Here is an 11,867-nt window from a genome sequence, read left to right as displayed (position 1 = left end):
CATCCTCGTGGAATTGGTTGAGGAAAATTTATACAGTCTTGCCAGCAGCGGGTTGTGGAGCTTCAGGTCCAGACCAGAGAGTGGTTCGTCCAACAACAAAGCCTATCCCTGTTTGGCGGTATCTTCCTTGCCAATGCCCTCGCAATGGGATTGGCGTTTGGATGTTTGTCTCTGCTATTTGGGATCAGGCTAATGCAAAATCGTCCAAAACCACCCGTTTCGCCATAGGCGAGTGAACTTTCGTTTTGGGTTCAACGCGGTCATCTGACAAAAACTGTCGGATGACGGCTTTCAAGCAAATGCATCCTGCCAGTACCTAAACACATTTTTCAAAAGGTCCCTCAACCTTTGGCGGGCCCACCTAAGCGGTCCACCTCCCAGTAGTGAAACTTTAGAACGAAGTAGATATAGGCAGACAAAGCAGCCGCAACGAAGCACCAGATTGACGTGAAGGCATGAGAAGCAAAAAAGAACCCCAAAGCAACGGAAACGACAATTAGATACCCGAAACCTCGCAAACCTTTATCGCTCGATCCTACAAGCGGAACGCAGATCACCAAAGCGTAGAAAACACGTGCAAAGTTCCTCGTAATTTCGGAGGGGTACGTTTCTATGTTTTCATACTGAATGGAGTGATGAACGAGGCCAATATCTAGGTTTTCTGGTGACAACAACACTGGTAAGTAAAGCAACAAGCCAAGGCAGAAACCAATTCCGCAAATCCCTTGGAATATGAGCCTGCGACGCCGGTTACTTTCGATCGAAGCCGCGGACAGCGGAACCCAAAACGGCCAAAAAAAAAATAGGCAAAGAAAAGAAACGTCAACGCAGCTGCCGAAGAAGGGTTCGCCGACGGGTTATCAATGGACACCCACAAAAAGCCTTCGGACAATTGCTGAATCCCAAAGAAAAGTGGAAAGCTGGCTAGCGGAAGAAATCGTTCGCCCATTTTCAACGCCAAACGTATCGTAAGACCACTGCAGGCTATGATTGCTGCACCGGCTACAAAACTGGCTTGTGATGAGAAACACATGCTTAGACCACCTTTACCGTTTTTCATAGCTGAAGTCGTTGAGGCAAAGAACACTTTTCATTCCGAAGTACTGGCTTGTGCAGCAAAGCCGCCTGGTACCGCAATTAGCGGCCCGTCAGTTGGGAAAGAATCACGGATCTGGCCATTCAGATTCCGTTAAGGAATCGGGCCAATTTGCGGCAAAGAACCGGCTAAACTGCCAAATCTTACAATCTTAACGTGTATTTCTCCGTGGTTTGGAGGATGCGGCTCCCTGATGGCGGGACCTAACCTTGTGGAAGGCTCCGTCCGTATGGGGGGGTTAGAACGCCGCGAATTTGGGCGGCATCCATGAGTAACTAGTGAGTTAACTAGGAGAGTAAAATGTTGAAGCTTTATGTAAAGATGAAGACCATGGCACGCGACGAAAGCGGCGCGACCATCGTGGAATACGGCGTCGCCCTGACCATTGTCACGGCGATTGCAGTGGCCACTCTGACCGCTTTGGGCGCCGACGTTAACGGTCAGTTCACCAACGCGGAAACCCTGATTCCTTAATGAAGACAAAGCACGCGGTGCACCCAGTTCCGCGTGCTTATCGCCCAGGATAAATTTTTTGATCCGCTGGCAAAGTGCAACCGTTCAGATCGGTTCATTCGAAAAACGCCAGGAAATAGCTGAAGGAGCACCAGATGAGACTCTCTGCCATTTTCACTGCATTGACGGGCCTGGTCGTAGCCGGAGGGTCGGTTTACGTCGCTCGGGATTACATTCAATTTGACGCTCAGTCCGCAAATGTCGAGGCCGAGAGCGAGATGGTGAGCGTGGTCGTTGCATCGCGCGATATTTCGTTTGGTGAAGAAATCGAGCCCGGCGCGCTGACAACCATTGACTGGCCCCGTGGTGCTGTACCCGTGGGCGTCTTTACAGACTACGACGACCTGATTGCGGCGGCCAGCATGCCGTCCCGTCGCGCTCGTCGCGCAATTACTCAGGGTGAACTGATCCTGAACAGCAAGGTGTCCGACTTTGGTGAAAAGGTCACCATCGTTCAGACGCTGGGCGCAGATCATCGCGCCATGGCCATTGAGGTTGATGCCGAAACCGCCGTAGGGGGCTTTGTCACCCCCGGTGATCGGGTCGATGTAGTAATGACCACTGGCGAAAAAAGAGACATGCACGCCGTCACAATTTTGCAAAACATCAGGGTCATTGGTGTTGATCAGGAATCTGACGAACAGACCGACCAACCCGTTGTTGCACGTACTGTTACTGTTGCCGTTACCCCGGATCAGGTCCAGCGCCTTGCTCTGGCGCAACGTGCCGGTCGGCTGAGCCTCACCTTGCGGTCCATTGATGACACCGAGGACAAGACGCTGACCATGACGCGACTTAACGATCTTCTGATTGATGAGCCGGTTGTTGCGCAGGACATCAAAGAACCGGTGCGTAAAACCATAGTCCGGGTCCGCCGCGGCACCGAAGTGACAGAATCCATCATCAACTGAATCGACCAACGAAGGTTTCGACCGTGTCCCTCGCTCAATTCATACGTCAATTCCGTAGCTCCGAAGACGGCGCGATCCTGGTCTTTGTTGCGGTGGCCCTGTCGGTGATGGTCGGAATGGCCGCCCTTGCATTCGACATTGGTCGGGTGACCACCACTCAGTCGGAATTGCAGAGCTTTGCGGACAATGTTGCCCTTGCGGCTGCGGGGGAACTTGATGGTCGCCCGGATTCAATCACCCGCGCCACGAATGCGGCTGCAAACATGATCCGCGACCGTCAAAGCTTTGGCATTCGCAACAAGGATCAGCTGTTGTCCGGTGCAACGGATTACCAGCTGCGGTTTTACGAAAACCCGCCGACCACTGCGACTGATCCCGCCCAACCCGCGCAGTTGCTGGATTCGACCGATCCTGCCAGCGGGCCGATTGCGGCATTTGTTCGGGTGACCGTCGACACGCACGAGGTTGGCACTCCGCTGGCGGCGGCAGCGGCGGCTCTTTTGGGCAATGCGCAGCCTTTCTCGAGCGTCAACGCCGATGCCGTAGCAGGCTTCACCCTGATGGCCTGCGACATCACCCCCATGTTCATCTGCCTGCCGCAACCTAGCCTTGATCTGACCGAAGGCCAGTTGATTAGGATGGTAAGTCAGGGCGGCAATGGCCATTGGGGTCCCGGAAACTTTGGTTTTTTGTCTTCTAATCAGAATCTGGCCATCGACGCGTCTGGTGCCTGCGAACCTGCACCAAACGGTCAGGAAGATTCATGTGCTCTGGCCGCATCGCGCGCTGTTTCCATGTGCTTCAGCCAAAGAGCCGTTGAAACCAGACCGGGTCTGAGCGTGGGCAACATGGTTGCTGGCTTTAACACACGTTTCGACCGATTTGAATCCAGCGCCAGGCAGTTCAGCAACGGCTCGCGCTACGACGTCGACAATTTCGCCTCTTCTCCGCATGTCCTGGACGGTTGGATCACTGCGGGTAACGGAAACAACTGCACCAGCCAGCTGTCGCCCACTTATGATGCGAACGGGATCCTTGATCCGGCCGCGACCGTTGGGCTGCCACTTGACGATTGTTTTGCCAGCGGCACTTGCCCGACACCTCGCATAGGAAATGGCGTCTTTACTACCGGGCTTACTGAGTATCTTACCATCAACTATGGCGCAGATTTCAGCGGCCCTCTCCCGACTGGCATTCCGCCTTGGTTCCCGACTGGTGGCACCCGGTACGACATCTACAATGCAGAGGTCACCAACCAGGCCGCTCTGGAAGCTATCCTGACCGCCGGTGGTAAAGCTGAAAGCAGCATGCCTTCGTGCCAACCCCCCTCTGCCGGTCGTGCCGATCCCACGCGTCGTGTCATCACCGTCGCCGGTATCGATTGCGCGACTTTTCAGGATGAGCTGAACGGCGGGTCGGGCGCCATTCCGGTGACAAGTTTCATCGAGATGTTTCTGATCCGCCCCTCGGAATCCGGCAGCACCGGTGCGAACGCCGTCATCTATGGTGAGGTCATTCAGACCGTATCGGATGGCATCGGCGGCGCCGGAGTCGGCGGCATCGTTCACGATTTGGTTCAGCTTTACGAGTAATGATCATGTTTGGTGCCTCCCATCATATCAGCAATACCCTTAGCCGGTTCCGCAACGACCAGTCCGGCGCGGCGTTGGTCGAGTTTGCGATCCTTTTGCCAATCCTGTTAGTGACATTTGCCCTGATCGTCGAAGGGGGGCGGATTTTCTGGTCCTATCAAAATGCGATCACGGGGGTTCGGGACACTGCCCGTTATGTTGGCCGGATCGCCCCGTCGGACATGTGCACTGCCTCGCCAAGCGCTGCTATCGGCGATTTTCAAACCGCTGTCTCGAATACACTGACGTCGCTTTCGACCACTGACATTGCTGTTGGTCTGGACTCGCTGTCCCTCGAATGCGTCGGCAACGCAGGTGAATACCGGGTTTCGCCCACACCAGTGGCCGTCCTGACCGCGTCACTGACGATTTCAAACCTGCCATTCACGCCCCTGTTCCAACTGGTCGGAGGCACGGCAACGGCGCAGATCCAAACCACGATCACAGATCGCAGCCGGGTGTTTGGACCATGACCCGCCGCATTCACAAGATAACCCGCGAAATGTCGCGACTTGGCCGTCATGAAGATGGGTCGACGGTCACAGAGCTTGCCTTTGTCCTGCCGTTGTTCCTTTTGATTTTCCTGGGCCTGATAGATTTCGGCAGATTGGCCTTCCACTATGTGGCTGCTGAAAAAACAGCACAGGTCGCCACTCGGATGGCTGCAGTGATGCCACCCGCATGTGGCGGCGTTCCGACAACCAACAGCCGAGGCACCTATACCGATATCACTGGCCCGCGGTTTGGAACCAATTGCAGTTTCGCCGCTGGCGTCTGTGTCGAACCGGCCACCACCATATGCACCGGTGCGGCGCCCGCGAATGCAGCGGCGCAAACCACCGTGACCGACATCTGGAACATGCTTCAGTTTGCCGTTCCCAACGATCCCACCGCAACTTTTGACGAAAGCAACATCACGTTCACTTACGACTTCGACCCGGAAATGAATTTCCTCGGTGGCCCTTATGTACCGATGGTCACAGTGACAATCGAAGAACTTCCGTTCCGGTTCGTCTCTCCGTTGGGTTCGATTGCAGCGCTGGTTTTGGGCGGCTCAACGCCAGAAACCGATGCGCTGACCACCGCGACAACGGGCTTCAAAATATTTTCCGACTTTAGCGCAACCCTTCCTGGCGAAGACCTCGCCAGCGGAGTCAACGGTTGAATTTCTAATCATGGGAGCTGAAAAATGACTCAAAAATCATTAGCCCTAATCTCTGATAATGAGGCGATTAAGGATTCAGTCGCCCAGGCCGTCGACCGGTTCGACGATCTTTCGCTAGAGACACATTTCGGGACCTTGTCTTCGGTAAACGGTCGCGCCTGTGATCTGATGGGTGAAAATGACCTGCTGGTGTTCAGCTTTTCAGGCGAATTGGATCTGGAAACTGTCAGCGATCTTCGTCGTAGCACCGGTTCGCGCGGCACCTTGCTGGCACTTAGCGACCGTGACATCTCATTGACCGAAGCGCGTGCGCTGAACAAATCAGGAGTAGATGAGATTCTGCCCTATCCCATCGGGCAGGACGAACTGGCCGAACAGATTCAGCGTCTGACGATCGACAAGTCCTTGCTGCCGACCATTTACTCGCCGCAACCGCAGCGACTGGGGCAGATCATCAGCGTATGCCCGGCCCGTGGTGGCATCGGCGCGTCGACACTGTCCATCAACCTGGCCGACCAATTGCAGGGTTATTCCGGCATCTTCCGGAAAAGGACGCGAAACAAGGTCGCTGTCGTAGATCTGGATTTGCAATTTGGCACGGTCGCGACGTCCTTAGATTTGCAGTCTTCCTCGGGGCTTTTGAGAATGGCCCAGGATGGTGTCATGCCGGACCGGACTTTCCTTCAGCAATCTTTGGTGCAACATGCATCCGGTTTGGAAGTCCTGAGCGCGCCCGAAGAATTCATTCCTCTGGATGTTCTGACACGCGAACAGGTCAGCGCGCTGATCGAGACTTTGCGTCTGGAATTCGACTTTGTTGTTATCGATCTGCCACGTGCGCTGGTCGATTGGCTGGGCGCAGTAGTTACCGCGTCAGACAGGATGCTGATGGTGGGTGACAGCTCGGTCTCTTCGGTGCGCCAAGCCTGCCGTTTGATCGAATTCTTCACAAAAGAGCGGCTCGAACCTCCGGTTGAGATCGTCATCGGCCAGGAAACGAAACCGACATTCCGGTCAAGCCAACATGTCGAAGCTCAAAAGGCGCTGGAACGCGAATTGCGCTTCTGGCTGCCAAGCGACGCGCGCCACGCAAAACAGGCGCTGGATCGGGGTCAATTGCTATCGCAAGCCTCAGGCAGCTGTGCCTTGTCCAAGGCGATCCGCACGATGGGTCAGAAAATCATGAATGAAACAATGGTCGGCAAAACCGGCCTGAGAAACAACGCAGCCTAATTGGAGTCTAAGGGATGTTTGAAAAGTTTACACGCGCCGGGCGAACCAATGAGGCCGAAGTAATCCAGCTTAACCAGCATGCAGAGCAACTGGCCCAAGAAATTCAGCCTGAGACCACAGCAGAAGATACCGAACTGGCCGACTGGCTTGAGCTCAAAAGCACTTTGCACGAGGCTTTGCTGGAGCGGTTGAACCTTTCGGTGATCGAAAAGGTTGAAAAAGACGTGCTGCGGCGCGAAGTCGCCGGGGTTGTCGGCAGCGCTTTGTCCCAAACTGGCAGGCCACTGAATACCGAAGACTTTAATCGCATCGTCGAAGAACTTCTGGACGAAATTCTGGGTTTTGGCCCATTGGAGCCATTGCTGGCCGATCCAACGATCAACGACATTCTGGTTAACGGTTATCAGACGGTCTATGTCGAACGCTCTGGCCTGCTGGAGCGCGTGCCGGTGCGGTTCCGCGATGAAAAGCACCTGCTGCGGGTTATCGACAAGATCGTCAGCAAGATCGGGCGTCGTGTCGATGAACGGCAGCCTTGGGTGGACGCCCGGCTGGAAGATGGCAGCCGTGTCAACGCAATCATCCGCCCCTGTTCGATTGATGGCCCAAGCGTTTCAATCCGTAAATTTGCGCAGTCAAAACTGACGATGGAAAAGCTGGTCGCAAATGGCGCTCTGAACGACGCCGCCGCGCGGTTCCTGCAATCGCTGGTATACGCGCGACTGAACGTTCTGATCGCCGGCGGGACGGGGTCGGGTAAGACAACGATGTTGAACGCCTTGTCTTCGTATATCGACCATGGCGAGCGTGTCGTCACCATTGAAGACGCAGCAGAACTGCAACTTCAGCAGGGGCATGTTGTGCGACTGGAAACACGCCCGCCATCTCCGTCCGGCGACGGCCAGGTCATTCAGCGTGATCTGGTGCGCAACGCGCTGCGTATGCGTCCTGACAGGATCATTGTCGGTGAGGTTCGCGGAGCGGAGACTTTCGACATGCTTCAGGCCATGAATACGGGCCATGATGGTTCGATGACGACTGTACATGCGAACTCGGCGCGCGATTCATTGGGCCGCCTGGAACAGATGGTCACGATGACGGGTATCGAATTTCCCGCCGCAGCCATTCGATCCCAGATCGCGTCGGGGCTGCACTTTATTGTGCATCTGTCGCGGTTGGCGGATGGATCGCGCCGCGTCACCAGCATTTCGGAAATAACCGGGATGGAAGGTGAGATCATCACCATGCAGGACATCTTCGTGTTCCAGAAAAAGGGACGCGCGGAAAACGGCGAAGTGCTTGGTCAGTTTGTTCCCACCGGGATTCGTCCAAAATGCTATGACTTGCTCACAGCTGCTGGCGTCGATCTCGAACCCGAGACTTTCCGAGTATCAGGAGGCTGAGGCATGACCAGTATTAACACAGCCGAACTTCTTAACTATCTGACGCTGGCTTGCGTCTTCGTTGGAATTTTCATGCTGATTACCGGTGTGTTCCACTTTGCCCGTCGCGGTGAAAACCACGCCGAGGCTCGCAACCGCCGAATGCGCATGGTCCGGCAAGGCGTTACCGATGAAGATCGGCTCGCCTTGCTGCTTCCCGAGACTCAGACAGGGTTTTTTGCAAAGATCCCGTTTTTTGGGAACTTGCCGGACACGCTAGTTCAGGCGGGACTGCATGTTTCAGCGAAGAATTTTGTGCTGCTTTGCCTGTTCGGCACCTTGGCGATCGCAATCGCCGGTATGATGTTTCTGCCGCCCTGGCAGGCAGCCCCGATCGCACTCATCCTGGGTGTGCTTATGCCTGCTTTGGTGGTGAAATCGCGGCAGGCTGAACGCCAAAAAGCTTTGACCAGTCAGTTGCCCGATGCGCTAGAGCTGATGGCGCGTGGCCTGAAAATTGGCCACCCGGTCAACACCTCGATCAAAGCGGTCGCGGACGAGATGCAAGACCCTATCGGGTCCGAGTTCGGCATCATTTTCGACCAGATCAGTTTTGGCGACGAATTGCCCGACGCAGTTCAGGACTTTGCTGACCGGGTCGGTTCGGAAGATGCACAGTACCTGGCGGCAAGCATGGCAATCCAACACGGCACTGGTGGCGATCTGGAGCGGATCGTGTCCGTTCTGGCCACCGTGGTCAGACGGCGCATTGCATTGCGTGCGCGGATCAAAGCCATTTCCGCAGAAGGACGGCTGTCCGGGTTTCTTCTGTCGATCATTCCTCTGGTGATCATGGGGTTAATGACGATCAACGCGCCTGGATATTACACCGACGTCAGTGACGATCCCGCATTCATCAAACTTGCAGTGTTGGTTGTCGTTCTGATGGTCTCGAACGTCATCATCCTGCACAAACTTGTCAATTTCCGTATCTGAGGGCAATTTCATGGAAAATATTCTGGAAATTATGTCGCTTCGTTTCGGGCTGCCAGCCGAAACAATGCTGCTAACCGTCTTTGGTCTTGGCGTTTTGCTGGTGTTCGTCGCCGTAACCTCGGCGTTAAGCCGCCGCCATCCAGCGGCTGTCCGTATCGCCAATCTGCGCGCCCAAAGGTATGAGGCCCGCAATGACCGTGGACTGTTGCGCGAAACTCTCGTCACCCCTAAAGGTCTTTTTAAGGCCGCACTGCCCAGTAGGGAAGCTGAGCGGCGCAAGATCGAGGATCAGCTGATTCAAGCCGGGCTGACCGGTCGAAATGCCCTGCGGATCTACACACTGACTCGGGTTTGGCTTGGGATTTTCGTGCCGATGATTGTGGGTCTGCTCATCGTTGCCTCAAGAACGCCTGGCATCCCCGTTCCCAGCGCGATTACGGGCATTTTTGAATCCATCAGCAAAGCCAACGCTATTCAGCTTATCGGTTTGCTGACGGCCGTCGGATATTTTGTTCCCGCAGCCTGGCTGAAGCATCGCCGCAAAGAACGTCAGCAGCGTATCCGCGATGCATTCCCAAATGCTCTCGACCTGCTGCAGATCTCACTTCATGCTGGACTGGGCTTTGATGCCGCTATGACACGGGTCGGGAACGAACTGGCGCTGGCCTCCCCTGACCTAGCGTTTGAGTTTCTGAACACCCAGCACGAGATTCAGGCCGGACGCCCCCGCGCAACTGCGCTGTCTGACATGGCGCGGCGTACAGGGGTTGATGAAATCCAGTCTTTTGCCACTGTTGTCCAGCAATCCATACGCTACGGGACCAGTATGTCCGAAGCTCTGACTACCTATGCGTCTGAAATGCGGGACTCACGCGAAACACGAGCGCAGGAACTGGCAAACCAGCTACCGGTAAAGATGTCCGCTGTTCTGGCCGCGCTGATGCTGCCGACGCTGATCATCATTACCGCCGCACCTTCGATGATTCGATACTTCCGGGGCTTTGGGGCGTAGAATTCCCGCCCGTATCCGCCGTAATTGCGTGTTCGGGCGGGTCATGTTTCCAAAACGAGGACAAACGGGCGTCTGGTTTCGGCAGATTTTGCCCAGTTTAGAGAGAAAAGAGTAAGCTTTTAGGTAGTTAAGTGGAGTCCGGCCACACAAAAAATCGTGACGCAATCGACGGGTGGGGGTGTCTGTCGAAAGGGTTGATCGGGTTTCGGTCAATGTTAAACGGTATGAATAGTTTGTTTTCGGCGCATCGTTTCGCGCCCGGTGCAGGGGCACCAACGTCAGAACTTCTAAAAGTCGTAGCTGTCCTTTGCCAGGCGACTCAGGGGAAAGTCCCACTGCTAAATGCACTGCGCGAAACAGCTCGCGCAATTGATGCGGAAGTCGTTTCAATCAGCCGGGTGGACCTGCACGGCAATCAGAATTCGGCAAAAGTGCTGAGCTACGACGCCAATCACAACACGCCGGACAGCTTCAGTGGTTTCAATTTCTGCATCGCGCCTGCCATTTGCGGAAACAACATGAGCCGGGCCAAACTCGGGTCCGCTTGGTTCGGTGGACAGGATGACCTGTCCGAATACGAACATCTGTCAGAGTTCTATGCGTTCCGCAGGTTTTCCGAGTCAGTTTCCATTCTGCTGGAACGACAAAATGGTGTAGCTGACTTTCTGGAATTGCATTTCAGCCACCCCATCTCTTCGGCCGTGGTAGATATTCTGAGCGTTCTGGGCCCTGTTCTGTCGGATTGCTGGAGGAAAAGATCTCTTGGTCGGTTTTCCGAAGCGAAGCTGAAAAACACGCGCCGAAAGCTTATCAAGAAAGAACCAAAAAGCATTTTGTCTATGGACAACCCTTGTCGGCTGAGTCGCTCGGAATATCGGGTTTGCCTCTTATTGGCGAGGGGATTGAACAACAACGCCTTGTTGTCCGAGCTGTCGATTTCAATTTCGACACTGCGTACGCATCTTCGCAATATCTACGTCAAAACAGAAACGTCATCTCAACCCGAATTGATCCATGATTTGCTGACCCCGATGGTCAAGCGCCAATCGCTGAATGCGGGTAGCGAAAATGTCGCCTGAAGTCGCGCAGTTCGTCCCTTTGATCGTCATTACTCCGCTTTTGGCTGCAATGGCATGGAATGACCTAAAAAACCTCAGGATATCCAATAAACTGGTACTGATAATGCTCGCCGCTTTTGTTCTCTCCGCGCCCGTGTTTCTATCCTTCCACGAGACGGTATACCGCGCGGTCTTCGGCGTCGGCGTATTTGTCGTTGGTTTTCTTGGCTTCACGCTGCGCCTGTGGGGTGGAGGCGACGTAAAGGCAATCGCCGCGCTGACATTGTTTGTGCCCAGCTACTTTCTTTTGCTGTTCTTTTACACTTTCACCCTGTCCATGGTCGTGGGCATGCTGTTTGTGATCACTAGCCGCTCGATAATTGGATTACCGGAATGTCGCTGGCTCGCATTGCGACCAAAAGCCAGCTATCCAATGGGTGTATCGATAGCCATGTCGGGTGTATTATTGCCCTTGGTTGCGATGGGTTTGGGGTAGTACTTCCAGGGTAGTCTTAGGCCTTATAGCCGATAAATAACGGTTGCTGGAGTGCTATAGCAAAAAGGAAGGCCTATAGGTATCTGTCGTAGCAGGTGGTAACGCGTCTCAAGTCTTTCAACCGGCCGAACATGATCTGGGGTGGTGTGTTGAGCACCACATCGCTTTATGAACTGTGAGGAAAATTCATTTTTGCGGTTTTCAGGTTGTTGGCGACATCGCTTACCCGAAATGAGTCCACTTTGACCTATGCTGCGCGATGCCCCAATGACAGCAACGCGGAGAGGCTGTGTGAAAACTCCCGCTGTTGCCGGAGAGATGGTATGCTTTCGGCATTGGATGTGGAGGCATTCCATGGGGCAGTTTATCGAAGG

12 protein-coding genes are annotated in these 11,867 nt (G+C 54.6%); 11 read left to right on the top strand and 1 reads right to left on the bottom strand.

Features of this window, described 5'->3' with window-relative positions:
• Positions 1-652: 652 nt before the first annotated feature.
• Positions 653-1,060: a DUF6629 family protein gene (locus tag ACR0JR_RS21710; protein WP_480458109.1), complete on the bottom strand. Its 408-nt coding sequence runs from the start codon at positions 1,058-1,060 to the stop codon at positions 653-655.
• Positions 1,061-1,396: 336 nt separating this feature from the next.
• Between ACR0JR_RS21710 and ACR0JR_RS21705 the strand changes: the two genes are divergently transcribed.
• The 11 genes from ACR0JR_RS21705 to ACR0JR_RS21655 all read left to right on the top strand — a co-directional run bounded on the left by ACR0JR_RS21705 (position 1,397) and on the right by ACR0JR_RS21655 (position 11,493).
• Positions 1,397-1,570 (top strand): Flp family type IVb pilin, encoded by a 174-nt coding sequence (locus ACR0JR_RS21705; RefSeq protein ID WP_010443521.1) that lies wholly within the window; start codon positions 1,397-1,399, stop codon positions 1,568-1,570.
• A 134-nt stretch (positions 1,571-1,704) separates the two neighbouring features.
• On the top strand, positions 1,705-2,520 hold the full coding sequence (cpaB, locus tag ACR0JR_RS21700; protein WP_480458107.1) for a Flp pilus assembly protein CpaB: 816 nt from the start codon (positions 1,705-1,707) through the stop codon (positions 2,518-2,520).
• Positions 2,521-2,543: 23 nt separating this feature from the next.
• Positions 2,544-4,112, top strand: a complete 1,569-nt coding sequence (locus ACR0JR_RS21695; protein WP_480458106.1) for a pilus assembly protein TadG-related protein — start codon at positions 2,544-2,546, stop codon at positions 4,110-4,112.
• Between the two features lie 5 nt (positions 4,113-4,117).
• Positions 4,118-4,624 carry a TadE/TadG family type IV pilus assembly protein gene (locus ACR0JR_RS21690; RefSeq protein WP_480458104.1) on the top strand — a complete coding sequence of 169 codons (507 nt, stop codon included), beginning with the start codon at positions 4,118-4,120 and terminating at the stop codon, positions 4,622-4,624.
• Positions 4,621-5,316, top strand: coding sequence for a TadE/TadG family type IV pilus assembly protein (locus tag ACR0JR_RS21685; protein ID WP_480458103.1), 696 nt, complete (start codon positions 4,621-4,623; stop codon positions 5,314-5,316). Before ACR0JR_RS21690 ends, ACR0JR_RS21685 begins: the two co-directional genes overlap by 4 nt.
• 24 nt (positions 5,317-5,340) lie before the next feature.
• Positions 5,341-6,549, top strand: a complete 1,209-nt coding sequence (locus ACR0JR_RS21680; protein WP_480458102.1) for a CpaE/TadZ family protein — start codon at positions 5,341-5,343, stop codon at positions 6,547-6,549.
• Between the two features lie 14 nt (positions 6,550-6,563).
• Positions 6,564-7,952 carry a TadA family conjugal transfer-associated ATPase gene (locus ACR0JR_RS21675; RefSeq protein ID WP_480458101.1) on the top strand — a complete coding sequence of 463 codons (1,389 nt, stop codon included), beginning with the start codon at positions 6,564-6,566 and terminating at the stop codon, positions 7,950-7,952.
• A 3-nt stretch (positions 7,953-7,955) separates the two neighbouring features.
• A complete protein-coding gene (locus tag ACR0JR_RS21670) occupies positions 7,956-8,927 on the top strand; it encodes a type II secretion system F family protein (RefSeq protein WP_170703700.1) in 972 nt (323 codons plus the stop codon).
• Positions 8,928-8,937: 10 nt separating this feature from the next.
• Positions 8,938-9,939, top strand: coding sequence for a type II secretion system F family protein (locus tag ACR0JR_RS21665; RefSeq protein WP_480458100.1), 1,002 nt, complete (start codon positions 8,938-8,940; stop codon positions 9,937-9,939).
• Between the two features lie 224 nt (positions 9,940-10,163).
• Positions 10,164-11,018 carry a helix-turn-helix transcriptional regulator gene (locus ACR0JR_RS21660; protein WP_480458098.1) on the top strand — a complete coding sequence of 285 codons (855 nt, stop codon included), beginning with the start codon at positions 10,164-10,166 and terminating at the stop codon, positions 11,016-11,018.
• Positions 11,008-11,493, top strand: coding sequence for a prepilin peptidase (locus ACR0JR_RS21655; RefSeq protein ID WP_480458096.1), 486 nt, complete (start codon positions 11,008-11,010; stop codon positions 11,491-11,493). Before ACR0JR_RS21660 ends, ACR0JR_RS21655 begins: the two co-directional genes overlap by 11 nt.
• Positions 11,494-11,867 lie beyond the last annotated feature (374 nt).

It is taken from the genome of Ruegeria sp. AA3 (assembly GCF_056542905.1).
Note: the sequence above shows the minus strand (reverse complement) of the source record. Positions and strands in the feature narration are given on the sequence as shown.

Excerpts from the sequence above, each read along its gene's own strand:
- ACR0JR_RS21680 (WP_480458102.1), top strand. The coding sequence starts at position 5,341 with ATGACTCAAAAATCATTAGCCCTAATCTCTGATAATGAGGCGATTAAG.
- ACR0JR_RS21690 (WP_480458104.1), top strand. The coding sequence starts at position 4,118 with ATGTTTGGTGCCTCCCATCATATCAGCAATACCCTTAGCCGGTTCCGC.
- ACR0JR_RS21675 (WP_480458101.1), top strand. The coding sequence starts at position 6,564 with ATGTTTGAAAAGTTTACACGCGCCGGGCGAACCAATGAGGCCGAAGTA.
- ACR0JR_RS21670 (WP_170703700.1), top strand. The coding sequence starts at position 7,956 with ATGACCAGTATTAACACAGCCGAACTTCTTAACTATCTGACGCTGGCT.
- ACR0JR_RS21710 (WP_480458109.1), bottom strand. The coding sequence starts at position 1,060 with ATGAAAAACGGTAAAGGTGGTCTAAGCATGTGTTTCTCATCACAAGCC.
- cpaB (WP_480458107.1), top strand. The coding sequence starts at position 1,705 with ATGAGACTCTCTGCCATTTTCACTGCATTGACGGGCCTGGTCGTAGCC.
- ACR0JR_RS21685 (WP_480458103.1), top strand. The coding sequence starts at position 4,621 with ATGACCCGCCGCATTCACAAGATAACCCGCGAAATGTCGCGACTTGGC.
- ACR0JR_RS21655 (WP_480458096.1), top strand. The coding sequence starts at position 11,008 with ATGTCGCCTGAAGTCGCGCAGTTCGTCCCTTTGATCGTCATTACTCCG.
- ACR0JR_RS21660 (WP_480458098.1), top strand. The coding sequence starts at position 10,164 with ATGAATAGTTTGTTTTCGGCGCATCGTTTCGCGCCCGGTGCAGGGGCA.
- ACR0JR_RS21705 (WP_010443521.1), top strand. The coding sequence starts at position 1,397 with ATGTTGAAGCTTTATGTAAAGATGAAGACCATGGCACGCGACGAAAGC.
- ACR0JR_RS21665 (WP_480458100.1), top strand. The coding sequence starts at position 8,938 with ATGGAAAATATTCTGGAAATTATGTCGCTTCGTTTCGGGCTGCCAGCC.